Consider the following 22,706-nt stretch of genomic DNA (forward strand, 5'->3'; position numbering starts at 1 on the left):
GGGCCGTGACCAGCCGAAGTGGACACCGGTTCGGCGTCCGGGCGCGGCCCAACTTTAAATAGCCAGCATGACCGGCTTTGCCGGCCATGCTTTGGGGATACTCAGCGCCATGCAAGGTCTGGTCACGGTTTTCGGCGGCACCGGTTTCATCGGCCGGCAGGTGGTTCGCGCCCTGGCCAAAAAGGGCCTGCGGGTGCGGGCGGCGGCGCGCCAGCCGGGTCGCGGCTATCGCCTGCGCATGCTGGGCGACGTCGGCCAGATCGAGGTGGTCCAGGCCAACATCCGTGACGGCGCCTCCATCGCCCGGGCCGTCGAGGGCGCTGAAGCTGTGATCAACCTGGTCGGCATCCTGCGCGAGAGCGGCCGCCAGCGCTTCCTGGCCGTCCACGGCATGGGCGCCCGCAATGTCGCCGAGGCGGCGAAGGCCGCCGGAGCCAGGCGCTTCGTGCAGATGTCGGCCATCGGCGCCGATGCCGACAGCGCGTCGAAGTACGCCCGCACCAAGGCCGAGGGTGAAGCGGCCGTGCGCGAGGTCTTCCCGGACGCCGTCATTGTCCGCCCGTCGATCGTCTTCGGCCCCGAGGACGACTTCTTCAACCGCTTCGGCCAGATGGCCGCGCTCAGCCCGGCCCTGCCGCTGATCGGCGGCGGGCACACCAAATTCCAGCCCATCTACGTCGGCGACCTGGCCGCCGCCATCGCCCAGGCCGCGGTCAGCGAGGCCTTCGCCGGCCAGACGGTCGAGCTCGGCGGTCCGACGGTCTACGACTTCAAGCAACTTATGGCCTTCGTCTGCACCGAGACCGGCCGCAAGCGCGTCCTCGTCCCGCTGCCCTTCCCGATCGCCGGCCTGATGGGCTTGGCGGGCGATGTGGCGGGCATGGTCATCGCCCCGCCGATCACCTCGGACCAGGTCGAACTCTTGCGCACCGACAATGTGGCGACCGGCGAAGGCCTCGCTGCCTTCGGCATCACGCCCAAGTCCATCGAGGCGGTCGTCCCGGCCTACCTCTACCGCTACCGCAAGGGCGGCCAGTACGCCGAGACGCCCGAAGGCGCCTACTAGGTCCACTCTGCGAGCACCGACGGATCGCCTTCCGTCCCCGGACCCAGGGCCAGGGCCCGGTCCGGCGCCAGACGCCTGAGCGCCCAGACGGCCGCCCCGCGGACCACCGGGCTGGCGTCGGTGAGCAGCCCTTCGACCACGGCGACCAGGGCCGCATCGCCGCTGTTCCCGGCCGCGTAGAGCACGTTGCGCACCAGCCGGTCGCGGCCTATCCGCGTCACCGCGCTCTTGCGGAACAGCCGCCGGAAACCCCGCTCGTCCAGGCCCGCCAGCATCGCCAGCGAGGGCTCCTCCAGCTCGGGCCGGGCCTTCAGCCCCATCTCCCGGGCCTCGAGCGCGAACTTGTTCCACGGGCAGACCGCCAGGCAGTCGTCGCAGCCGTAGATCCGGTTGCCCAGCGCCGGCCGCAGCGCCGGATCGATCGGCCCTTCATGCTCGATGGTCAGGTAGGAGATGCAGCGCCGGGCATCGAGCTGGTAGGGCGCGGGGAACGCGTTTGTCGGGCAGATATCGAGACAGGCCCGGCAGGTCCCGCAGGCATCCTCGCCCGGCGCATCGAGCGGCAGGTCGATGCTGGTCAGCACCGAGCCCAGAAACAGCCAGCTGCCCAGGTCCCGCGACACCAGGTTGGTGTGCTTGCCCTGCCAGCCCAGCCCCGCCCGTTCCGCCAGCGGCTTTTCCATCAAGGGCGCGGTGTCGACGAACACCTTCACCTCGCCGCCGAACCTGGCCTTGATCCAGCCGCCGAGGTTCTTCAGCCGCCCCTTGATCAGGCCGTGATAGTCGTCGCCCCGCGCATAGGCGCTGATCAGCCCGTTCGACCGCCGCGCCAGCCCCTCCAGCGGATCGCTGTCAGGCCCATAGGTCATGCCGACAACGACGGCGCTCCTCGCCTCCGGCCACATGCCGGTCGGATGGGCCCGACGTTCCAGCGTCTCTTCCATCCAGGCCATGTCGCCATGGCGCCCGGCCTCGACGAACCGGGCCAGCCGGGCGCCGGCCGGCCAGGCGTCGGCCGCCGAAGCGAACCCGCAAACGTCGAAGCCCAGGGCCCGCGCCCGTTTGCGGATGTCGTCCGGGGTCATTGCGTCTTGAAGAGATTGGTCCGCTTGCGATAGAGCGCCGTCCGCTGATCGACCAGAGGCTCGATCCCCGCGAAGCCCGTGCCGTCGGCGTCAAGCTCGGGATCGCCCGCCGCCAGCTTGTCGGCCATCACGCCCAGCAGGTCGGCGATGGCCAACTCGACGCGTCCGCTTTCCTCGAAGCTGTCCAGGGCCGTGTTGAAGGCATTCTTGAAGGCGCCGGCCGGCAGGGTGGTGGCGTACTCCGCCTTGATCTTCTGGGCGTTGGGCCAGATTTTCCGGGCCTCGGCGCGGCCGATGGCCACCTGGGCCTGCATGGCCTTGCCGGTGGCGACCGGGTCGGGGGTCTCGCCGTTGGCCAGGGCCTCCATGTACTGCAGGGCGAGGATGCAGGCCTCATTGGCCGCCTTCGCCGCCTTCGACAGGCCGACCTGGGGATGATCGGGCCGGTTGGCCATGACGATGGAGATATCGAGCATGGCGTTTTCGTTCTGCAGCGCCAGGCGGGTGCCGGCCACGGTCTGGCGAGCGACCGCCAACTTGGCCTCGACATCCCCAGACGCCGCCTTGAGCAGCTGAGGCCGCAGGCGGTTCAGCAAGGTGTCGGACGCGTCGATGACCCCCTTGGTGATGCGTGGAAGGGTCTTGAAGCCCTCGATCTGGCGCTGGGCGGCCGCACCCAGGGTGCCATAGCGGCGCTCCAGCTCGGCGGGCAAAGGCGGCAAGGCGGCCAGGGCCGTGCGCTGGCGGGCGATCTCGGCATCGGCCTTGGCCAGCCACGCGGTCATCCAGGCCCGGCCTTCGTCGCCGGTTCGGCCCTCCTCCACCACCTGGCCGACGATGTCGATCATTTCGAAGGTGAAGTTGTTGCTTTCGCTGATCAGCTGGTTGTAGCCGCCGGACCAGGCGATGATGTCGCCCAGCACCTTGCGGACCTCGGCCTCGGTATCGACCTTGTTGACCGGCGGCGGCGCGGCCATGGCCGGGGTGGCGGTGACGGGCGCGGCGATCAGGGCCGCCGCCAGAATGAGCTTCAGAACACGCATCGCCAGAACTCCCCCCCGGCGCCCCGGGAAGGGACGCTTCTAGAAATCCAGGTCGTCGTAGTGACCGGCGGGCGCGAGGCCCGGCCAGCGATCGGCCAACAGCGGCCTGAAGCACGGCCTGGACTTCAGCTTCATGTACCAGGTCTTGGCGGCGGGAAAGTCCCGCCAGGGCACGTCGCCGAAATAGTCGATCACCGACAGGTAGGCGGCGGCGGCGAAGTCGGCCAGCGACACCCGTTTGCCGGCCAGCCAGTCCCGCTCGCGCAGCAGGCTTTCCAGATACTGCAGATGCAGCTTCAACCCGTCGCGCCCGGCCCGCAGGTTGGCCAGAGCCGGCGCGCCCAGGCGCAGCAGCCGCTTCTCCATCTTCTCGTGCAGCAGCAGGCCGGCGACTTCGAAGTCGAACTTGCGGTCGAACCACTGGACGATGCGGCGCGCCTCGGCCCGCTCGGCGATCTCGCGGCCCAACAATGGAGGCTCGGGATAGACCTCTTCGAGATGCTCGAGGATGGCGCGGGCCTCGCAGACCACCACCCGCACCCCGGCGGTCACCTCGACCAGCACCGGCGGCACGCCCGAGGGGTTGAGGGCCAGAAGCTCCTCGGGGCCTTCCCAGTAGCGGACCACCACATCGCTGAACGCCAGCCGCTTTTCGCCCAGCGCCAGGCGCACCTGGCGCGAGGCCGGGTCGAGGGGGAAGTGGTAGAGAGTGCGTTCGACGCTCATGGGGACAACTTAACCAGTTGCCCCGCATTGCGCCCATTCGGATTAACGCGTCGTTTACTACGGGGCTATTCGCGGCCCATTCTTCCTTTGGATCACGCCGCGATACGCGGCGTGGGGCCCACATATTCCGACTGCGGCCGGATCAGCCGCCCACCCGCCAGCTGTTCCCGCGCATGGGCCAGCCAGCCCGCCGTGCGGCCCATGGCGAAGACGCCGGTGAAGGTGGCCGGCGGAAAGGCCAGCGCCTCGAGCAGCAGGGCGGTGAAGAACTCGACATTGACGTCCAGCGGACGGTTCGGCCGGTGCTCCTTGAGGATGGCCAGCGCCGCCGCTTCAACCGCCTCGGCGAAGGCCAGGCGGCCGGGTAGCCGGTTGCTCTCTTCCGACAGCCGCCGCACCGCGCCCTTGAGCGCATCGGCCCGGGGATCGCGCACCCGGTAGACCCGGTGGCCGAACCCCATCAGCCGCTCACCGCGATCCAGCGCCGCCTCGATCCAGGGCCGGGCGTTCTCCGGCCTGCCGATGGCGTCGAGCATCTCGATCACCGGTCCGGGGGCCCCGCCGTGCAGCGGCCCCTTGAGGGCCGAAATCCCGGCCAGCACGGCGCTGGTCAGGCCGGCGCGGGTCGAGGCCACGACCCTGGCCGCGAACGTGGAAGCATTGAGCCCATGGTCGCAGACAGTGACCAGATAGGCGTCCAGCGCCTCGGGATGGCCGGCCGGCGGCGTCTTGCCGTGCAGCATGCGCAGGATGTCGGCCGCATGGCCCAGCGAAGGGTCGGGCGCGACCGGCGCATCACCCGCCTGCAGCCGGACGATGGCCGGGGTAAACACCGCCGGCGCCGCGATCAGCCGCAAGGCCGTGGCCAGGTCGTCTCCGTCGGCCAACCGCGCGGTCAGGGCCCGCATGGCCTCGACGGGTCCGAGCGCCAGCAGACCGTCATCGACCGCCTGCACCTCGTTGAACACCTCGACGCGGGCCCGTCCGAGGGCGGCGGTCAGATCGTCGGGCAGATCCTCATAGAAGCCATCGAACAGCAGCCGCACCACCTCTTCATAGCGGGTGGTTCCGGCCAGCTGGTCCAGGGTCCAGCCCCGGATGACAAGGCGCCCGGCCTTGCCATCGACATCGGACAGGACGGTGCGGGCGGCGACGACGTCTTCGAGACCGTCGGACATATGTTGATCCCCTTCATTCATCTTGTGTGAGACGCGAAATCGGCCCAATGTTGATCAACGTCAATCTTGATCAATATAATCAATGTCAGCCGACTGGATCGACCGCGAAACCGCGCTGCAGCGCCTCGGCGTGCGGTCGCAGACCCTCTATGCCTATGTCAGCCGGGGCCGGGTCGACGCCCGCCCCGATCCGGTCGACCCGCGCCGCAGCCTCTACCGCGCCGCCGACATCGGGGCCCTGACCGACCGCCGGGCGCGCGGCCGCAAGGCCTCGGCCGTGGCCCAATCGGCCATCGCCTGGGGCGAGCCGGTGCTGGCCAGCGCCATCACCACCATCTCGGGCGGCCGCCTCTGGTACCGGGGCCGCGACGCCGCCCAGCTGGCGGAAACCCAGACCCTGGAAGCTGTCGCCCGCCTGCTGCGCGGCGGCCATGGCGCGGTGCTCAAGGTCCAGGAGCGCCTCGTTCCCCCGGCCCTGCCCGACGGCCGCGCCCGGCTGTTCGCGGCCCTGGCCGCCCGCGCCGCCGCCGAGCCCCCGGCCCGGGGCCGCGCGCCACTCGCCCTGGCCATCGAGGGCGCCGGCCTGCTCGATCTGGTCGCCGACGCCGTCTGCGGCGACCTCAAGACCGGCCCCATCCACGACCGCCTCGCCGCCGCCTGGGGCCAACCGCCAGCCGCCGACGCCATCCGCCGGGCCCTGGTCCTACTGGCCGACCACGAACTCAACGCCTCGACCTTCGCCGCCCGCGTCGCCGCATCGACCGGCGCCGGCCTGTCGGCGGCGGCGCTGGCCGGTCTGTGCGCCCTCTCCGGCCCCCTGCACGGCGGCATGGCGGCCCGCGTCTGGAACCTGGTCGAGGAATCCCGCCGCATCGGCCCCGCCGCCACTGTCGAGGGCCGCCTGGCCCGCGCCGCCCCGACCCCCGGCTTCGGCCACCCGCTTTATCCGGAAGGCGATCCCCGGGCCGAAGCCCTGCTGAGCGCCTGCCCGCCCACGGACGATCTGGCGGCCCTGCTCGACGCCGTGGAATCGGGTACCGGCGAACGCGCCAACATCGACTTCGCCCTGGTCGCCATGGCCGAGGCCCTGGGCCTGCCGCAAGACGCGCCGTTCCTGCTGTTTGCGGTGGCGCGCTCGGCGGGCTGGATCGCGCACGCGGTGGAGGAGGGGTCAGGCGGACGGTTGATCCGGCCGCGGGCGCGGTACGTCGGTCCCGCCGTCGGCGGCTGATCAAAGCAGACGCGGAAATTTATGCTCTCCCCCCACGAAGTGGGGGGAGGACGGCTTTGGAGCGCGAGTGACAAAGCAGGAGGGGGGAACCCCTGTGTCAGGAGGAACCTCCCCGCCGCCGGTGGGCCCGCCTCCTGCTTTCTCGCTTAGGCTCGAAAGCGGTCCTCCGCCCAAAGGGCGGAGAGCTTGAGAGACCAACCCCGGGCGCCCTAGCTGGCGTAAAAATCCTGCTTGGCCAGCATCATCGCCGTCACCAGGTCGCGCTCCGCGTCGCTGAGCAGCGGGTTCCAGATGTCGAAGATCAGGATCACCCGCAGCTGGTCGGCGTCGTTCCACGCCTCATGCTCGATGGTGTCGTCGAAGGCCCAGGCCTCGCCCATGCGCCAGGTGCGCATCTCGTTGCCCACCCGGAACCGCGCCGGCCCCGGCAGGATCAGCGGCAGGTGGACCAGCAGCCGGGCGTTGGTCGATCCCGTGTGCGGCGGGATGTGGGTCTTCGCCTCCAGCGCGGAGAACAGCGCCGTCGGGGCATAGCCCTGCTGGTCGCACATCGGCAGCCGCGAGAGCAGCTCCGCCGTCTTCGGGCACTGTTTGCAGGCGCCGTCCTGCTTGACCCCATCCCGCCACAGCCACAGCGACCGCCAGCGGCGAGACTTGTTGAGCTCCGCCCACTGGTTGACCGGCGCCCCGGCCGGATAGTCGATGTAGGGGGCGAAGTCGGCGTCGGCGGCGGCCAGGGCGGCTTCCAGCTCGCACCGGATCATGTCCGTCGCCGCCTCCAGCTCCGGGAACCAGGGGAAGTGGGATCGGTCGAAGAAGGGCACCGCCGGCAGCTGCGGATAGTGGAAGTCGATCGGCTCGGAGACATAGGCGCGCTTGCGCCCGGACAGGATCTGCAGCGCCTCGTCGAAGCGGCCCAGGCTCTGATTGCCGTGCCGCCCGCGCACCTCGGCCACCCGGGCGTCGAGATGCTGCGCCAGGCTGTCATTGTGCTGGTCGACCACGGTCCGGGCCCGGGCCAACGGCGCGGCGACGCCGGGCGGCAGGCGGTCGGCCGGCGGGGCGATCTTCAGCACGTTCCTGTAGACCGGCGCGGCGGCCTTCGGCCCCGACAGCTGTTCGACCAGCGCCGCCTTCGAGAGCAGGGCCATGAAGTGGTAAGGGTCGGCCATCAACACCCGGTCGAGGCTGCCGATCGCGGCGCGCAGGTCGCCGCTGACCCGCTGGGCCAGGGCGATGTTCATCAGGATTTCGAGGTCGTCCGGCGCCTGGTCGCGCGCCTTGCCAAGCAGGCTCAACGCCAACGCGGAGTCGCGGCGTTGCAAGGCGGCCATCGCCTGATTGACCAGATCGGCCCCCGCCGCTGTCATTGTTACGCCCTGAACCCCAACACCCATCACCAAGGGTTAGCTGGCCGACAGGGAAGCGGCGACACCCATCATGACAAAACGGTAATGCTGCGACAGGATGTCGCGGAACGGCGTTCGATCTGCTGAACGCGCTCAGCGAACTGTCGTTTTTCGAGGCGCCCTCAGGCGCGCTCGTGAACCGCCTCTTCCGCCGCCAGGGGATGGTCGATCCGGCCCAGCATCTCCTTGGGGCAAACCTGCCAGAACAGGCCCTTGGTCCGCTCCCAGTCGCGCAGCAGGCCCTCGGCGAAAGCTGAACCGGTCTCGTGGGCATGCTCGCGGACCAGCTTGCGCAGAACCTCTTCCCAATAGGGCGAGGCCAGGCGCTGGACCACGACGCTGTCGGGGTTCACGCAACCCCGGAAGCGGTCCGACAGGTCGAGCACGAAGGCCATGCCGCCGGTCATCCCGGCCGCGAAGTTTTCGCCGACCGGTCCGAGGATCACCGCCGTCCCGCCGGTCATGTATTCGAGGCCGTTCGACCCGACGCCCTCGACCACCGCCGTGGCGCCGCTGTTGCGCACCGCGAACCGCTCGCCCGCCTGACCCGCCGCGAACAGCTTGCCGCTGGTCGCGCCGTACAGGACGGTGTTGCCGAGGATGACGTTGGTCTCCGGCGCCACCAGGTGGCGCGAGGGCTTGATGACGATGGTGGCGCCAGACAGGCCCTTGCCGACGTAGTCGTTGGCCTCGCCGGTCAGCACGATGCGCAGGCCGCGCACCGCGAAGGCGCCGAGGCTCTGGCCGGCCGAGCCCTTGAGCTCGACGGTCAGGTGGCCGGCCGGCAGGGCGCTCATCCCGAACTTGCGCACGATGTGGCTGGAGATACGCGAGCCGATGGCCCGGGCCGTGTTCCGCACCGTGTAGGTCAGCTGCATCTTCTCGCCGCGCTGCAGCAGCGGGGCGGCGTCGCGGACGATCTGGGCGTCGAGGGTGTCGGGCACCGCGTTGCGGCCCTGCACCGTCGAATAGGGCGGGTTGCTGCCCGGATCGGCGCGGACCAGCAGCGGGTTCAGATCAAGGTCGTCGAGGTGCTCGCCGCCCCGGCTGACCTGGGCCAGCAGGTCGGTGCGGCCGACGACCTCCAACAGCGAGCGGAAGCCCAGCTCACTGAGGATTTCGCGGACCTCCTCGGCAATAAAGGTGAAGAGGTTGATCACCTTTTCCGGCGTGCCGGTGAACTTCTGGCGCAGGTCTTCGTCCTGGGTGCAGACCCCGACCGGGCAGGTGTTCGAATGGCACTGCCGCACCATGATGCAGCCCATGGCGACCAGGGACGCCGTGCCGATGCCGAACTCCTCGGCCCCGAGCATGGCGGCCATGACGACGTCGCGGCCGGTGCGCAGGCCCCCGTCGGTGCGCAGGGTCACATGGTGGCGCAGGTTGTTCAGCGTCAGCACCTGGTTGGCCTCGGACAGCCCCAGCTCCCAGGGCGAGCCCGCATACTTGATCGAGGTCTGGGGCGAGGCCCCCGTGCCGCCGACGTTGCCGGCGATCAGGATGACGTCGGCTTTCGCCTTGGCAACCCCGGCCGCGATGGCCCCGATGCCGGTCATCGAGACCAGCTTCACCGTCACCCGGGCGTCGGGGTTGATCTGCTTGAGGTCGTAGATGAGCTGGGCCAGGTCCTCGATCGAATAGATGTCGTGGTGAGGCGGCGGACTGATCAGCATGACGCCCGGCGTCGAGTGACGCAGCTTGGCGATCAGCTCGGTGACCTTGAAGCCAGGCAGCTGGCCGCCCTCGCCGGGCTTGGCGCCCTGGGCGACCTTGATCTCGATCTCGCGGCATTCGTTCAGGTACTCGGCGGTGACGCCGAACCGGCCCGAGGCGATCTGCTTGACGGCGCTGTTGGGGTTGTCGCCGTTGGGCAGCGGCCGGTAGCGGGCCCGGTCCTCGCCGCCCTCGCCCGAGACCGACTTGGCCCCGATGCGGTTCATGGCGATGTTCAGGGCGCCGTGCGCCTCGGGGCTCAGGGCCCCCAGGCTCATGCCGGGGGTCAGGAAGCGCTTCCTGATCTCGTTGACGCTCTCGACCTCGTCGAGCTCGACGGCGGTCCGCCCTTTGCGGAAGTCGAGCAGGTGGCGCGGCTGGCTGGCCTTCTGTCGATGCAGGCCCGCCGACCAACGCTTGTAGGCCTCGTAGTCGCCGCTGTCGCAGGCCGCCTGCAGGGTGTGGATCAGCCGCGCCTCGAAGGCGTGGCTCTCGCCCGAGCGGCGGGCCTTGTAGAAACCGCCGACCGGCAGGGCGATGGCCGCCGGCTCCCAGGCGCGGCGATGGATGTCCACCGTCTTGGCCTCGATGCCGGCCAGGCCGATGCCGCTGATGCGCGAGGGCATGCCGGGGAAGAACTCCGCCGCCAGCGAGCGCGACAGGCCCATGGCCTCGAAGTTGTAGCCGCCGCGATAGCTGGAGATCACGGCGATCCCCATCTTCGAGATGATCTTCAGCAGGCCCTGTTCGATGGCCGTCTTGAAGTTCACGCAGACGTCGCGCAGCGAAAGGTCCCCGGCCAGGCCCCGCTCCAGCCGATCCTGGAAGCTCTCCTGCGCCAGCCAGGCGTTGACCGCCGTGGCGCCGACCCCGACCAGGACGGCGAAGTAGTGGGTATCCATGCACTCGGCCGAGCGCACGATGATCGACACGTAGGACCGAAGGCCCTTGGCCACCAGGTGGGCATGCACCCCGGCGGTCGCGAGGATCATCGGCAGGCCGACCCGCGCCGGCCCACTTTCGGTGTCGGTCAGGACGATGGTCGAGCAGCCGCGCAGGGCCGCGTCTTCCGCTTCCGCCTTGATCCGGTCGAGGCCCGCCCGCAGCGCATCGCCGGCCCGCGCCTCGGCCGCCGGCAGCGGCATGGTGCAGTCGATGACGGCCAGGTTCTTGCCGGCGATGTACCCCAGAATCCGGTCGTACATGCCCGTGGTCAGCACCGGGCTCTCGAGGACGTAGACGTCGGTCTGGGCCTCGTCCTGGGCCAGGATGTTGCCGAGGTTCTTGAACCGCGTCTTCAGGCTCATGACGCCGGTCTCCCGCAAGGGATCGATCGGCGGGTTGGTCACCTGGCTGAAGTTCTGCCGGAAGAAGTGGCTGAGCGGGCGGTACTTGTCGCTGAGCACGGCCAGGGGGGCGTCGTCGCCCATCGAGCCGACCGCCTCCTTGGCGTCCTCGACCATGGGGGCGAGCACCATCTCCAGGTCCTCGAGCGAATAGCCGGCCGCCGTCTGCCGGCGGGTCAGCTCCTCGCGGTCCTTGCACAGCCGCTCTTCCGGCCCCGGCCCGATCTCCTTTTCGAGATCGACCATGTTGCCCAGCCAGTCCTTGTAGGGATGGCGCATGGCCAGTTCGTCGACGATCTCTTCCTCGCCGAACATCCGGCCCTCGGCCAGATCGATGGCGATCATCCGTCCGGGATGAATGGTCAGCTTGCGGCTGATCCGCTCGTCCGGCACGCCGCACATGCCCGCTTCCGAACCGACGATCAGCAGACCGTCATCGGTCAAGGCGGCGCGCAGGGGGCGCAGACCGTTGCGGTCCTTGCCAGCCACCACCCAGCGCCCGTCCGTGGCGCACAGCGCCGCCGGCCCGTCCCACGGCTCCATCACCGCGTTGCAGTAGCTGTAGAGCGCCTTGTGCTCGGGCTTCATCGCCTCGTCGGACTTGGCGTTCCAGGCCTCCGGCACCAGCAGGGCCTTGGCCATCGGCGCATCGCGGCCAGCGCGGACCAGGACCTCGAAGGTGTTGTCCAGCGCCGCGCTGTCGCTGCCTCCCGGCTGCACCACCGGCTTGATGTCGTCGCCGAAGTCTCCGAAGGCCTGGGCGGCCATGCGGATCTCGTGACTCTTCATCCAGTTGATGTTGCCCTTGATGGTGTTGATCTCTCCATTGTGGGCCAGCATGCGGAACGGCTGGGCCAGGCGCCATTGCGGGAAGGTGTTGGTCGAGTAGCGCTGATGGAAGATGGCCACCGCCGCCTCGAACCGCTCGTCGCGCAGGTCGGGGTAGAAGGCGTCGATGCTCTCGGCCAGGAACATGCCCTTGTAGATCAGCGACCGGGCCGACAGCGAGCACAGGTAGAAGTCCTGGATCGCCGCCTGAGCGACCCGCTTCTCGATCCGCTTGCGGGCCAGGAACAGGGCGCGTTCCAGGGCCTCGCCGTCCATGCCGGGCGGCGGGGACAGCATGATCTGTTCGATCTCGGGGCGGGTGGCGTTGGCCTTCTCGCCGATCACCGAGGTGTCGACCGGCACCTGGCGCCAGCCGTAGATGTAGAAGCCGAACCGCAGGGCCTCGCTCTCGACGATGGTCCGCGCCGCTTCCTGAGCCCCCAGATCGGTGCGCGGCAGGAAGACCTGGCCGACGGCGATCGGGCCGGGCCGCAGGGCGTGGCCGGTGCCCGCCACCTGCTCCTGGAAGAAGGCCTGAGGCACGCTGAGCAGAATGCCGGCCCCGTCGCCGGTCTTGCCGTCGGCGTCGACGGCGCCCCGGTGCCAGACCGCCTTCAGCGCCTTGATCGCCAGCTCGACGATCTCGCGGCGCGGCTGGCCATCGATGGCGCAGACCAGGCCGACGCCACAGGAGTCGCGCTCCATGGACGGGTCGTAGGCGTTGCCGTCGATCAGCAGCTGACGGTTGCGATAATAGAGGTCGAGGACGTCGGACATGATCTCTACTCCGCGGCGACCAGCGCCGGCGTCGCCGACAGCTGCTTGTGGATCGAGGCGGCGGCGTCGAAGCCGTCGCGGATGGCCCAGACGACCAGCGAGGCGCCCCGGGCGATGTCGCCGGCGGCGTAGACGCCGGGAAGATTGGTCTGCTTCGACCGGCGGTGGATCTTCACCGTCCCGGCCCGGCTGACCTCCAGGTCGGGGCTGCCCAGCGTCGTCGGCAGGTCTTCCGGATCAAAGCCCAGCGCCTTGATCACCAGGTCGGCCTTGATCTCGAAGTCGCCGTTCTCGATGGGCTCGGGGCTCTGGCGCCCGGAAGCGTCGGCGGGACCCAGACGCATGCGGGCGGCCCGCACGCCATTGGCGCCGTCAGCGCCGCCGGTCACCGCACGCGGCCCGGCCAGCCATTCGAAGACCACGCCCTCTTCCTCGGCGTTCTGCACCTCGCGCAGGGAGCCGGGCATGTTCTCGCGGTCGCGGCGGTAAAGGCAGGTCACCGACTCCGCGCCCTGGCGGATGGCCGTGCGCACGCAGTCCATGGCCGTATCGCCGCCGCCGACCACGACGACATTCTTGCCCTGCGCATCCAGCTCGCCGCTGTCGAAGGCCGGAACGGCGTCGCCGTAACCCTTGCGGTTGGAGGCGGTCAGATAGTCGAGCGCGGCGACCACGCCCGCTGAGCCGGCGCCGGGCACGGGCAGGTCCTTGGCGGCATAGACGCCGGTGGCCAGTAGCACGGCGTCATGCTCGCGCCGCAGGTCCTCCAGCGTCGCGTCCCTGCCGACCTCGAAGTTCAGCTTGAAGACGATGCCGCCGTCGGCCAGGCGGTTGGTGCGGCGCTCGACGACATCCTTCTCCAGCTTGAAGCCGGGGATACCGTAGACCAGCAGGCCGCCCGGCCGGTCGTAGCGGTCGTAGACGGTGACCCTGTAACCCTGCTCGCGCAGCCGCTCGGCGGCGGCCAGGCCGGCCGGACCGGCGCCGACGACGCCCACCGACTGTCCGCGATCCGGGCCGGCGACCAGCGGCGGCACCCAGCCCTCTTCCCAGGCCTTGTCCGAGAGATAGCGCTCGACCGCGCCGATGGTGACGGTGCCGTGGCCCGACTGCTCGATGACGCAGTTGCCCTCGCACAGCCGGTCCTGCGGACAGATGCGGCCGCAGATCTCGGGCATGGCGTTGGTCGCCTGCGACAGCTCATAGGCTTCCTGCAGCCGGCCCGAGGCGGTCATCCGCAGCCAGTCGGGGATGTTGTTGTGCAGCGGGCAATGGGTCTGACAGAAGGGCACGCCGCATTGCGAGCAGCGCGAGGCCTGCTCACTGGCTTTCGCATCCACGAAGTCGGCGTAGATTTCCTGGAAGTCGCGGTCGCGCGCGGCGGCCTCACGCTTCTGCGGCGTGCGGCGGTCGATCACCGTGAACTTCAGCATCCGTTCGGCCATAAGAGTCCCCACCCGCTATCCGGGGTCGAAAATTGCGCGAAACGGCTCATAGGGACTCGTTTGAGCAACAAGAATGCGACGGTCTATTTATTTGACCGACTTATCTGTGATGCCGCACAAGAGGGCGGCTCGCGCTGACCAAATCAGCACAATTGGTCTGATAATTGGACCACCATTAACGGTCGAGGATTTTCGGCGCCGCCCCTTGCCATCTTTCGCGCCAGCCGGGACAAGGCTTTTCCGCGTCACGAGGCCGTTTGAATGCCCGACTGGTTGTCCGCCATCATCCTCGGCCTCGTGGAGGGCCTGACCGAGTTCATCCCGGTCTCCTCGACGGGTCACCTGCTGCTGACCAGCCGGGCGCTGGGGCTGGAGCCGGGGTTCTGGGACACCTTCGTGGTGATGATCCAGCTGGGCGCCATCCTCGCGGTCATCGCCCTCTATTTCCAGCGGCTGTGGAAGGTCCTCGTCGGCCTGCCGACCCGCCCCGAAGACCGCCGCTTCGCCCTCAGCGTCCTGATCGCCTTTATTCCGGCGGTGGTGCTGGGCCTGCTGCTGCACGACTTCATCAAGACGGTGCTGTTCAACCCGACCATCGTCTGCTGGTCGCTGATCCTCGGCGGGGTGGTGCTGATCCTGCTCGACCGCTGGCGCCCGACCCCGAAGGTCACAGACGCCATGCAGACGCCGTTCCGCACGGCGCTGGGCGTCGGCCTTCTGCAGTGCCTCTCCATGATCCCCGGCGTCTCGCGCTCCGGCGCCACCATCGTCGGCGGCGTTCTCATGGGCATGGAGCGGCGCGCCGCCGCCGAGTTCAGCTTCTTCCTGGCCATCCCGACCATGATCGGCGCCTTCGCCCTCGACTTCCTTGAAGGCCGCGAGGCCATCTTCGCCCGCCCTGACGGCGTCATGCTGATCGCCATCGGCTTCGTGGTCAGCTTCGTCAGCGGCCTGGTCGTCATCAAATGGATGCTGGGCTTCATCGACAAACACGGCCTCAGCCCCTTCGGCTGGTGGCGTATCGTGGCGGGGGTCGCCGGCCTCGCCCTGCTGGCCTTCAGCTAGCGCTGAGCGCCTCCACCAACCGCACCATGAACCCGGCGCCGCGCCGCATCTGGGCGACTTCGATCCACTCATCCGGCTGGTGCGCCTGATCGATCCAGCCCGGGCCGCAGAGCACGACCGGGAACCCGCCCCGCTGGAACTGCCCGGCCTCGGCGGCATAGCTCACGGCCCGCAGCGGCCCGTTGTCGCCGGCCAGCCGCCGCGCCAGCGCCTCGGCCGGTCCGCCCGGCTGCAGGGCCAGAGGCGGGACATTGCTGTAGAGTTCCCACGCCACGCCGCACTCGGGGAACCGCGCCTTCAACTCGGCGTCCACAACCGCACACCGCTCCCAGAACGGCGCCAGCAGGACAGTCGGGTCTTGGTCCGGCGGGCTGCGCAGGTCGAAGCTGAAGCTGCACTTTCGCGCCAGAATGTTCACCGCCGTGCCGCCCTGGATCAGGCCGATGGTCAGCGTCGCGTGCTTCGGCTCGAACGGCGAGGCCGGATCGGCGTCGGCGATCAGCTGCTCGGCCAGGGCGGTCAGTTCGCCCATCAGCCTCAAGCCCACCATGTTGGCCGAGATCCCCAGATGCGTCTGGCTGGAATGGGCCTCATGGCCGGTGATGGTGACCCTGGCCGACAGGATGCCCTTGTGCGCCCCGACCACCTCCATGCCGGTCGGCTCCCCGACCACGGCCAGGGCCGGCGGTGGGTCCTCCCCCGCCAGCTGCTCGATCATCGCCGGCGCCCCAAGGCAGCCGATCTCCTCGTCATAGGACAGGGCCAGCCAGGCCGGCCGCTTCAGGTCGGCCCTGGCCAGCTCCGGCGCCGCCGCCAGGGCCAGGGCGATGAAACCCTTCATGTCGGCGCTGCCCCGCCCGTACAGCTTCCCGTCCTTCTCGGTCAGGGTCCAGGGGTCGGTTGACCAGGGCTGGCCATCGACCGGCACCACGTCGGTATGGCCCGACAGGATGACCCCGCCCGCCGCCGCCGGCCCGATCCGCGCCATCAGGTTGGCCTTGGTTCCGTCGGCGTTGCCGACCCGCCGGCTCTCGATGCCGAGGTCGGCGAGATACCCCTCCACCCATTCGATCAGCGCCAGGTTGGAGCGGCGCGAGGTGGTGTCGAACCCCACCAGGGTGGTCAGGATGTCGACCGCGCGGTCGTGCAGGACGTCAGGCGAAACACTCATGGCCCCTACATAAGCCATAGCGTCTTCAGGGGAACTGGCTTGCGAAGCCGGAAGCACACCGGTACGCGCCAAGCCGACATGACCGCCCCGTCCCTGATCCTCACCCTCGCCTGCCCCGACCGTCGGGGCATCGTCGCCGCCGTCTCGACCTTCCTGGCCGGGCGCGACTGCAACATCCTCGACGCCCAGCAGTATGACGACGCCGAGACCGGCCGCTTCTTCATGCGCGTGGTCTTCGACCCCAACGGCGGCACGGCCGAGACCCTGCGCGAGGCCTTCAACGACACCGGCGCCCAGTTCGCCATGACCTGGACCCTGCGCGATCCCACCCAGCGCTACCGGGTGATGATCCTGGCCTCGAAGACCGACCACTGCCTGGCCGACCTCCTCTACCGCTGGCGCATCGAGGAACTGCCGATGGACATCAGCGCGGTGGTCTCCAACCACGGCGCCGAGACCTTCCAGCACGTCGATCTCAAGGGCCTGCCCTTCCACCACCTGCCGGTCAGCAAGGACACCAAGCTGGAACAGGAAGGCCAGCTCTGGGCCCTGATCCGGGAAACCCAGACCGACATCGTCGTCCTCGCCCGCTACATGCAGATCCTGTCGGACGGCCTGGCGGCCAAGCTGGAAGGCCGCTGCATCAACATCCACCACAGCTTCCTGCCGGGCTTCAAGGGGGCCAAGCCTTACCATCAGGCCCACGCGCGCGGCGTGAAGGTCATCGGGGCCAGCGCCCACTACGTCACCGGCGACCTCGACGAAGGCCCGATCATCGAACAGGACGTCGAACGCATCAGCCACCGCGACACGCCCGAAGACCTGGTCCGCAAGGGCCGCGACATCGAACGCCGCGTCCTGGCCCGCGCCCTGCGCTGGCGGCTGGAAGACCGGGTGCTGCTGAACGGCCGCAAGACCGTGGTGTTTACGGACTGATGCATGCCCTTCGGGGGCGCTGTCGTCGCGCGGCGACGACAGTGGGGGGCTACCCCAGCATCGAATTTCCGCGCTGCGGCAGCACGCCCAGCAGCTTGATCCGGAACACCAGCACGGAATTGGGCGGAATCCCCGAGGCGCCGTCCTTGCCGTAGCCCTCTTCGGACGGGACGTAGATGATCCACTCATCGCCCGGCCGCATGTTCGGAATGACCTTCATCCAGGCGGGAATGAGGTTCTGCAGCGGCATGATCGCCGGCGCCCCGCGCTCGAAGCTGCTGTCGAAGACGTTGCCGTTGAGCAGCTTGCCCTCGTAGTGGACCTTCAGCTCATCGCCCCGCTTGGGCTTCAGTCCCGAGACCGGGCCCGAGGTGACGACGATGTACTGGATGCCGTCCTTCATCGTCTGAACGCCCGGCTTGGTGGCGTTCTCCTTCAGGAAGGCCTCGCCCTCGACCGCGTTCTTCTGGGCCAGGCGCTCGTTGTCGCAACCGGCCAGGGACAGGGCCGCGACGGCGGCGAGGATGACGGGGATGAAGCGCATCTGGGGTTCTCTCAAACAACGGGTCTTTAGACCACCCGGGGCGGATAACCGCACTCGCGCAGGGCGTCCATGATCTCCTGGGTGTGCTGGGCGTCGCGGGTCTCGATCATGACGTCGAACTCCGCGCCCTTGGCCGGCACGTCGAGGGCCAGGCGGTTGTGGGCCACCTCGATGATATTGCCGCCCATCTCGCCGATCACCCGGCTCACGGTCGCCAGCAGCCCCGGCCGGTCATCGCCGACAATCCGCAGCGAGATGATCCGCTGGGCCCGCACCAGTTCGCGGGTCAGCACGCTGGCCAGCAGCCGCGTGTCGATATTGCCGCCGGTGATGATCAGGCCGCACTTCTTGCCCCGGAACCGCTCCGGATAGGCCAGCAGCGCCGCCAGGGAGGCCGCGCCCGCCCCTTCGACCACCGTCTTCTCGACGTTGCAGTACAGCGCCACCGCCCGCTCCATGAACGGCTCCTCGAGCAGCAGCACGTCCTCGACCATCGGCCGGGTCACCGAATAGGTCAGTTCGCCGACCTGCTTGACGGCGATGCCCTCGGCGATGGTCTGGCCGCCGGCCTGGCCATTCATGCCGCGCATCTTGGCGGTGAAGCTGGGGTACATGGCCGGCTCGCAGCCGATGATCTTGATATCCGGGTTCAGCGCCTTGGCCGCCGTGCCGACGCCGCTGATCAGCCCGCCGCCGCCGATCGGCACCGGCAGGACTTCCAGGTCCGGCACGTCCTCGAGCATCTCCAGGGCGATGGTCCCCTGGCCCGCCATCACCTCGAAATCATCGAAGGGATGGACAAAGGTCAGCCCCCGCTCATCCTTCAGCTTCATGGCGTGGGCGTAGGCGTCGTCGTAGCTATCGCCCTCGATGACCACATTGGCCCCGTGGGCGCGGGTATGCTCGACCTTCACGAAGGGCGTGCCCTTGGGCATGACGATGGTCGAGGGCACGCCCAGCCGGGTGGCGTGATAGGCCAGCCCCTGGGCATGGTTGCCGGCGCTGGCGGCGATGACGCCCTTGGCCTTGTCGGCCTCGCTCATCAACAGCAGCTTGTTGAGCGCCCCGCGCTCCTTGTAGGCGGCGGTGAACTGCAGGTTCTCGAACTTCACCCACACCTGGGCCCCGGTAATCTCCGACAGCGTCTTCGAATAGCGGCAGGGCGTGCGCTCGATATGGCCCTGCAGGCGGGCCGCGGCGGCGCGGATGTCGTCGATGTGGAGGGTCATTTAAAGCCGGGAGTTAAGCGAAGCCGGAGGCTTCACCGCAATCCACGGATCAGGTCAAGCCGCCGCATCGCCTTGCCGGGCAGTTCCGACACCGGCCCGAGCGGCAGGGCCTCGGCCGCCCCCCGCAGCGCATAGGCCGCGTGCCGCACCAGGGCGGCCGGCGAGGCGGCCCCGACAAAGCCGTGGCTGACCGGGGTGATCAGGTTGGAAAACTCCCGCTTGAAGCGGTAGTCGCCGGCCCCCAGATCCAGCCGCCGATAGGGCGTGTCGTTCATCCAGCGCAGGATGTCCTGGAACAGGATCATGCCGGGCGACCAGCGGGTGAACTCCGCATCATGGCCGATCAGCCAGCTGTTGATCGTCCCGTGGGCGCGCAGGTTGAACTGCGCCGCCGCCAACCGGTCGCCGACATGCAGGGTGAACAGGATGCCGCCGTACTCCGGATCGCGGCTCTGGAAGAGGTCGCGCACCAGCCGGCTGGTCCAGCCCGCGCCGAGAACGTCCGTCTGCCCGGTCGCCTTCCACTGCTGGCTCTTCCAGGCCATCAGCTGGTCGAAGTCGGCCTTGCTGCGCGAGAAGGCGGTGAACACCGGCTCCCCGGCCTCCCGCTCCAGCTTGCGCCGCTTCTTGTCGCAGTCCTTGAGGATGCCGACCCCCGCCGCCCTGCGCTCGTCCGCATAGGGCTCATAGCCGTCCGGCATGTCGATGGCGAAGCTCGGCTGGGTCCCCTTGAACCCCGGCGTGAAGTCGGCCTGGCAGCCCAGCATGTGCGAGAAATCCAGCCGCCCGACCCCGAAGGCCTCGACCACCTTCACCGGATCGATGCGCACGCCCGGCGCGCTAACCAAGCCTTGGTAGTCGCACATCGGCGCCCCGACCGGCATGGCGGTCATCGGCCCGACCTTGGCGGCCATGAAGCCGACGTCTTCGCCGCCCTCACTGAGGATAGCGACCTTGACGTTGGCCTTGGAGCCCTGCGCCCGGGCCACCGACTTCGCCCACCAGGGCGACAGGAAGGGGCTGTGCCAGCCCGGTTGCGCCGCCTGCAGCGCGGCCCACCGCTCCACCTGGGCGGGGCTCAGCTCTTCCGGACGAAGGACGTCGATCTGCACAGGGCGGTCTCATTGGGCCGATACTTGAACCCCTCACTTTAGGCGCCAACCGTTTCGCCTTGGTTTAGAGAGCGCCGGCCGGCGCCACCGGACAGAGACTGATCGGCGGTGATGTAACCCTCGGTGGCGCACCCCCTCATTTTGGGCGCCCCTGTCGTCGACAGGGTTAACAAAACGATGTTCGGTCGCCTTGCCGGGCGCCCGCGAGGCCGCACAGGTCTTCTCGCGCGCCCGCAGGGGAGCGCATCGCCATGCCCGGACTGCCGACCACTGTAAACCTGACCACCTTCCCGCCCGGCCTCGGCACGGTAGCCACCGGGACCGCCATCTTCGAATTCACCGGCGGCGCGCTCACGGTCGGCGACCTGAACGGCGACGGGTTCGGCGACTTCATCGTCGGCGCGCGCGGCTTCGACGGGGCCTACGGCGTCGGCAGCGGCGGCGTCTTCGTGGTCTTCGGCAACGCCCAGGGCCTGCCGCCGGCCATCGACCTGGGCGACCTCGACGGAACCGACGGCTTCCGCATCGAGGGCTACAATGCCAGCGTCTATCTCGGCTACGGCGTGTCGGCCGGCGACGTCAACGGCGACGGCGTCGACGACCTGATCGTTGGCGCGCCGGGTCTGGCGGGGGCCGGCGCCAACGCCGGCGGCATCTATGTCGTCTACGGCAAGACCACCGCCTTCGACGCCATCGTCAACGTCGGAACCATGGGGGCTGGCGGCATCGCCATCGACGCCCAGGCGGCCGGCGACCGTCTGGGCCGCACCGTGGCGGCCGGCGACATCAACGGCGACGGCATCGACGACTTCGTCTTCGGCAGCCTGTTCAGCAGCGCCTACGCCGCCTACGCCGGTAGCGCCTGGGTGGTGTTCGGCGTCGACGGAGGCCTGCCGACCGACATCGACCTGGCCACTCTCGACGGTTCGGACGGCTTCCGCATCGACGGATCCAACGCCGGCGCCCGGCTCGGCGGCTCGGTGGCGGTCGGCGACGTCAACGACGACGGCCTGGCCGACGTCATCGTCGGGGCCAGCGCCTTCTCGGGCCTGCACAGCTACGGCGGGGCCGCCTACGTCGTGTTCGGATCCGAGGACCCCTTCGACGCGGTCCTCAATGCCGGCGCCCTGAACGGGACCAACGGCTATCGCATCGATGCCGAGACCAGCAACGACCGGGTCGGCGCCTCGGTGGCCTATGCGGGCGATGTCGACGGCGACGGCTTTGGCGACATCATCATCGGCGCCTCCGGCGCGGAGTTCGCCGGCTTCTACACCGGCTCGGCCTATGTGGTGTTCGGCGCCGCGGCGGCGCCCGGCGCAACCTTCGACCTCGGCGACCTCGACGGCGAGAACGGCTTCCGCATCGACGGGGCCGCGGCCTACGACGCGGTCGGCATCAAGTCGGGCGGCGGCGGCGACCTCAACGGCGACGGCTTCGACGACGTCGTGCTGGGCAGCTTCCGCGCCCGGCCCGGCGGGCTCAACTACGCCGGTACGGCCTGGGTGGTGTTCGGCGGCACGAACTTCTCGGCGACCATGGGGGTCGAGGACCTGACCGCCGGCGTCGGCATGACCCTGATCGGCGGAGCGGGCAGCCAGTCGGCCGGCGAGGCGGTGGCCCTGGGCGACCTCAACGGCGACGGCATCGCCGACCTGCTGGTCGGGGCCGTCGGCTACTATTCCAGCACCGGCCGGGCCTATGTCGTCTACGGCCGGGTCACCGCCACGGCCGATGCCGGGGGCAGCACGATCACCGGCGGAGGTTTCGACGATAGCCTGACCGGGGCGGCCGGCAAGGACGTCCTCAACGGCGGCGGCGGCGACGACGAGATCGACGGCGGCGACGCCAACGACACCCTGCTGGGCGGGGCCGGGGCCGACGACATCCTCGGCGGCACGGGCAACGACATCCTCGACGGCGGCGGCGACAACGACGAACTGACCGGCGGCACGGGGGCCGACAAGCTGTTCGGCGGCGACGGGACCGACACCCTGACCGGCGGCGTCGGCCTCGACCGCTTCGACGGCGGCGGCGGCGACGACACCGCCGACGGCGGGGCCGACAACGACTATCTCGACGGCGGCGCCGGGGCCGACGACATGACCGGCGGCACGGGCAACGATGTCTACATCGTCGACAACGCCGGCGACGTTGTGAACGAGAATGCCCTCGAGGGTTTCGACATCGTTCGATCCTTCATCACCATCGCCGCCCTGGCCGCCAACGTCGAGGGCTTGGAGCTGCAGGGAACCGGCGATCTCAACGGGACCGGCAACGGCGGGGCCAACAACATCCAGGGCAACAGCGGCGCCAACACCCTGGACGGCGGGGCCGGGGTCGACACCATCAACGGCAACGACGGCGACGACATCGTCATCGGCGGGACCGGCAACGACCTGCTGCGCGGCGGGCTCGGAGACGACACCTTCGTCGTCGCCCACGCCTTCGGCGCCACCTTGGAGACCGACCAGATCTACGACTTCTCGACCGCCGAGGGCGACAGCCTCGACTTCTCGGCCATCGACGCCAACGGGGCCGGGGCCGGCGACGGGACCTTCGTCTACGCCGCCGCCTTCACCAAGGTCGCCGGCCAGATGACCCTGACCTTCGCGGCCGGCGTCACCACGGTGCGCCTCGACGTCAACGGCGACGCCAAGGTCGACTATCAGGTCAAGATCAACGGCGACGTCACCGCCGAATACGGCGACTGGATCCTCTGAGCCCCAGCCCCTTACCGTTGTTTCACTTGCCCCTTTCGGACTCCCCCGCCATGACTGTGACGGGGGAGTAACCGGCCAA

General features: G+C 69.3%; 16 protein-coding genes. 5 read left to right on the top strand and 11 right to left on the bottom strand.

Features of this window, described 5'->3' with window-relative positions; translation table 11 throughout:
- The first annotated feature begins 109 nt into the window (after positions 1-109).
- Positions 110-1,066, top strand: a complete 957-nt coding sequence (locus AC2YG9_RS07050; RefSeq protein ID WP_487297540.1) for a complex I NDUFA9 subunit family protein — start codon at positions 110-112, stop codon at positions 1,064-1,066.
- Here the strand turns inward: AC2YG9_RS07050 and queG are convergent.
- The 4 genes from queG to AC2YG9_RS07070 form a co-directional block, all read right to left on the bottom strand.
- Positions 1,063-2,151 carry a tRNA epoxyqueuosine(34) reductase QueG gene (queG, locus tag AC2YG9_RS07055; protein WP_487297243.1) on the bottom strand — a complete coding sequence of 363 codons (1,089 nt, stop codon included), beginning with the start codon at positions 2,149-2,151 and terminating at the stop codon, positions 1,063-1,065. The genes AC2YG9_RS07050 and queG overlap by 4 nt on opposite strands.
- Positions 2,148-3,194 carry a hypothetical protein gene (locus AC2YG9_RS07060; RefSeq protein ID WP_487297244.1) on the bottom strand — a complete coding sequence of 349 codons (1,047 nt, stop codon included), beginning with the start codon at positions 3,192-3,194 and terminating at the stop codon, positions 2,148-2,150. Before AC2YG9_RS07060 ends, queG begins: the two co-directional genes overlap by 4 nt.
- A 39-nt stretch (positions 3,195-3,233) precedes the next feature.
- On the bottom strand, positions 3,234-3,920 hold the full coding sequence (gene fzlA, locus AC2YG9_RS07065; RefSeq protein WP_487297245.1) for an FtsZ-binding protein FzlA: 687 nt from the start codon (positions 3,918-3,920) through the stop codon (positions 3,234-3,236).
- A gap of 92 nt (positions 3,921-4,012) precedes the next feature.
- Positions 4,013-5,098 (bottom strand): citrate synthase/methylcitrate synthase, encoded by a 1,086-nt coding sequence (locus AC2YG9_RS07070; RefSeq protein ID WP_487297246.1) that lies wholly within the window; start codon positions 5,096-5,098, stop codon positions 4,013-4,015.
- 82 nt (positions 5,099-5,180) lie between these two features.
- Here AC2YG9_RS07070 and AC2YG9_RS07075 point away from each other — a divergent pair, with 82 nt between their 5' ends.
- Positions 5,181-6,329, top strand: a complete 1,149-nt coding sequence (locus AC2YG9_RS07075; RefSeq protein WP_487297247.1) for a citrate synthase — start codon at positions 5,181-5,183, stop codon at positions 6,327-6,329.
- Between the two features lie 209 nt (positions 6,330-6,538).
- Here AC2YG9_RS07075 and AC2YG9_RS07080 read toward each other — a convergent pair whose 3' ends face one another.
- The 3 genes from AC2YG9_RS07080 to AC2YG9_RS07090 all read right to left on the bottom strand — a co-directional run bounded on the left by AC2YG9_RS07080 (position 6,539) and on the right by AC2YG9_RS07090 (position 13,847).
- Positions 6,539-7,699: an aspartyl/asparaginyl beta-hydroxylase domain-containing protein gene (locus tag AC2YG9_RS07080; protein ID WP_487297248.1), complete on the bottom strand. Its 1,161-nt coding sequence runs from the start codon at positions 7,697-7,699 to the stop codon at positions 6,539-6,541.
- A gap of 161 nt (positions 7,700-7,860) precedes the next feature.
- The gene (gltB, locus tag AC2YG9_RS07085; RefSeq protein WP_487297249.1) at positions 7,861-12,402 is read right to left on the bottom strand and encodes a glutamate synthase large subunit; all 4,542 of its coding nucleotides are present in this window, start codon (positions 12,400-12,402) and stop codon (positions 7,861-7,863) included.
- A gap of 5 nt (positions 12,403-12,407) precedes the next feature.
- Positions 12,408-13,847 carry an NAD(P)-dependent oxidoreductase gene (locus tag AC2YG9_RS07090; RefSeq protein WP_487297250.1) on the bottom strand — a complete coding sequence of 480 codons (1,440 nt, stop codon included), beginning with the start codon at positions 13,845-13,847 and terminating at the stop codon, positions 12,408-12,410.
- Positions 13,848-14,108: 261 nt separating this feature from the next.
- Here AC2YG9_RS07090 and AC2YG9_RS07095 point away from each other — a divergent pair, with 261 nt between their 5' ends.
- Positions 14,109-14,912 (top strand): undecaprenyl-diphosphate phosphatase, encoded by an 804-nt coding sequence (locus tag AC2YG9_RS07095; RefSeq protein ID WP_487297251.1) that lies wholly within the window; start codon positions 14,109-14,111, stop codon positions 14,910-14,912.
- Here AC2YG9_RS07095 and argE read toward each other — a convergent pair.
- Complete coding sequence (gene argE / locus AC2YG9_RS07100) at positions 14,905-16,083, bottom strand: acetylornithine deacetylase (protein ID WP_487297252.1); 1,179 nt, start codon at positions 16,081-16,083, stop codon at positions 14,905-14,907. The genes AC2YG9_RS07095 and argE overlap by 8 nt on opposite strands.
- Positions 16,084-16,176: 93 nt before the next feature.
- Here argE and purU point away from each other — a divergent pair, with 93 nt between their 5' ends.
- Positions 16,177-17,019, top strand: coding sequence for a formyltetrahydrofolate deformylase (gene purU / locus AC2YG9_RS07105; protein ID WP_487297541.1), 843 nt, complete (start codon positions 16,177-16,179; stop codon positions 17,017-17,019).
- A 49-nt stretch (positions 17,020-17,068) separates the two neighbouring features.
- On the opposite strand, the gene AC2YG9_RS07110 is transcribed toward purU, so the two are convergent.
- Genes AC2YG9_RS07110 through AC2YG9_RS07120 form a run of 3 tightly spaced genes read right to left on the bottom strand, consistent with a single transcriptional unit; the run spans position 17,069 to position 19,904 of the window.
- Positions 17,069-17,563 (bottom strand): FKBP-type peptidyl-prolyl cis-trans isomerase, encoded by a 495-nt coding sequence (locus tag AC2YG9_RS07110; protein WP_487297253.1) that lies wholly within the window; start codon positions 17,561-17,563, stop codon positions 17,069-17,071.
- Between the two features lie 26 nt (positions 17,564-17,589).
- Positions 17,590-18,792, bottom strand: coding sequence for a threonine ammonia-lyase (locus tag AC2YG9_RS07115; RefSeq protein ID WP_487297254.1), 1,203 nt, complete (start codon positions 18,790-18,792; stop codon positions 17,590-17,592).
- A 32-nt stretch (positions 18,793-18,824) separates the two neighbouring features.
- Positions 18,825-19,904 (bottom strand): GNAT family N-acetyltransferase, encoded by a 1,080-nt coding sequence (locus tag AC2YG9_RS07120; protein ID WP_487297255.1) that lies wholly within the window; start codon positions 19,902-19,904, stop codon positions 18,825-18,827.
- A gap of 251 nt (positions 19,905-20,155) precedes the next feature.
- Between AC2YG9_RS07120 and AC2YG9_RS07125 the strand changes: the two genes are divergently transcribed.
- Positions 20,156-22,627, top strand: a complete 2,472-nt coding sequence (locus AC2YG9_RS07125) for a hypothetical protein (RefSeq protein ID WP_487297256.1) — start codon at positions 20,156-20,158, stop codon at positions 22,625-22,627.
- The last annotated feature ends 79 nt before the right edge of the window (positions 22,628-22,706 follow it).

The organism is Caulobacter sp. SRI_014, from assembly GCF_057586315.1.

Excerpts from the sequence above, each read along its gene's own strand:
- AC2YG9_RS07050 (WP_487297540.1), top strand. The coding sequence starts at position 110 with ATGCAAGGTCTGGTCACGGTTTTCGGCGGCACCGGTTTCATCGGCCGG.
- queG (WP_487297243.1), bottom strand. The coding sequence starts at position 2,151 with ATGACCCCGGACGACATCCGCAAACGGGCGCGGGCCCTGGGCTTCGAC.
- AC2YG9_RS07060 (WP_487297244.1), bottom strand. The coding sequence starts at position 3,194 with ATGCGTGTTCTGAAGCTCATTCTGGCGGCGGCCCTGATCGCCGCGCCC.
- fzlA (WP_487297245.1), bottom strand. The coding sequence starts at position 3,920 with ATGAGCGTCGAACGCACTCTCTACCACTTCCCCCTCGACCCGGCCTCG.
- AC2YG9_RS07070 (WP_487297246.1), bottom strand. The coding sequence starts at position 5,098 with ATGTCCGACGGTCTCGAAGACGTCGTCGCCGCCCGCACCGTCCTGTCC.
- AC2YG9_RS07075 (WP_487297247.1), top strand. The coding sequence starts at position 5,181 with ATGTCAGCCGACTGGATCGACCGCGAAACCGCGCTGCAGCGCCTCGGC.
- AC2YG9_RS07080 (WP_487297248.1), bottom strand. The coding sequence starts at position 7,699 with ATGACAGCGGCGGGGGCCGATCTGGTCAATCAGGCGATGGCCGCCTTG.
- gltB (WP_487297249.1), bottom strand. The coding sequence starts at position 12,402 with ATGTCCGACGTCCTCGACCTCTATTATCGCAACCGTCAGCTGCTGATC.
- AC2YG9_RS07090 (WP_487297250.1), bottom strand. The coding sequence starts at position 13,847 with ATGGCCGAACGGATGCTGAAGTTCACGGTGATCGACCGCCGCACGCCG.
- AC2YG9_RS07095 (WP_487297251.1), top strand. The coding sequence starts at position 14,109 with ATGCCCGACTGGTTGTCCGCCATCATCCTCGGCCTCGTGGAGGGCCTG.
- argE (WP_487297252.1), bottom strand. The coding sequence starts at position 16,083 with ATGAGTGTTTCGCCTGACGTCCTGCACGACCGCGCGGTCGACATCCTG.
- AC2YG9_RS07110 (WP_487297253.1), bottom strand. The coding sequence starts at position 17,563 with ATGCGCTTCATCCCCGTCATCCTCGCCGCCGTCGCGGCCCTGTCCCTG.
- AC2YG9_RS07115 (WP_487297254.1), bottom strand. The coding sequence starts at position 18,792 with ATGACCCTCCACATCGACGACATCCGCGCCGCCGCGGCCCGCCTGCAG.
- AC2YG9_RS07125 (WP_487297256.1), top strand. The coding sequence starts at position 20,156 with ATGCCCGGACTGCCGACCACTGTAAACCTGACCACCTTCCCGCCCGGC.